General features: G+C 28.7%; 1 pseudogene. It reads right to left on the bottom strand.

What is annotated here, in order from left to right:
• A pseudogene (locus tag KGF42_RS19235) lies at positions 1–443 on the bottom strand (transposase); the annotation flags it as partial.
• Between the last annotated feature and the right edge of the window lie 13 nt (positions 444–456).

Raw genomic sequence — 456 nt, 5'->3', positions numbered from 1 at the left:
TGCTGCTTTTTTTATTATTCTATCTTCACTTCTAACTTTATAATGTATGGCATCCATAAATACAATTGGATAAATCATATCAAGTGGTCTCTTTTGCCATTCATGAGCTAAAGGCATAGCTCTATCAATAATTTTAGATATTAGTGAATGAGATAATCAATTCCGTAAATACTTTTAAGATGACTTAATGTATCTCGAGTGTACATGCCTTTTGAGTACATACCAATCACTTGGTTCTCTATTCCTGATATATCATTTTCATAATTTCTAATTACCTTTGGTTCAAAATCTCCATTTCGGTCTCTTGGAATATTTAAAGTTATTTCTCTAAAATCTGATTTAACATTTTTATTTCTATATCCATTTCTAGAGTTTTTAGTATTTTTATTCTTATTGTCATATCTATCATAACCTAAATGGTCGTCAAGCTCCGCTTCTAACATTTGATGAATTGTA

This window comes from Clostridioides sp. ZZV15-6383, from assembly GCF_020657735.1.
Taxonomy (GTDB): Bacteria; Bacillota; Clostridia; order Peptostreptococcales; family Peptostreptococcaceae; genus Clostridioides; species Clostridioides difficile_D.
This window is presented reverse-complemented; position numbering and strand designations above follow the sequence as displayed.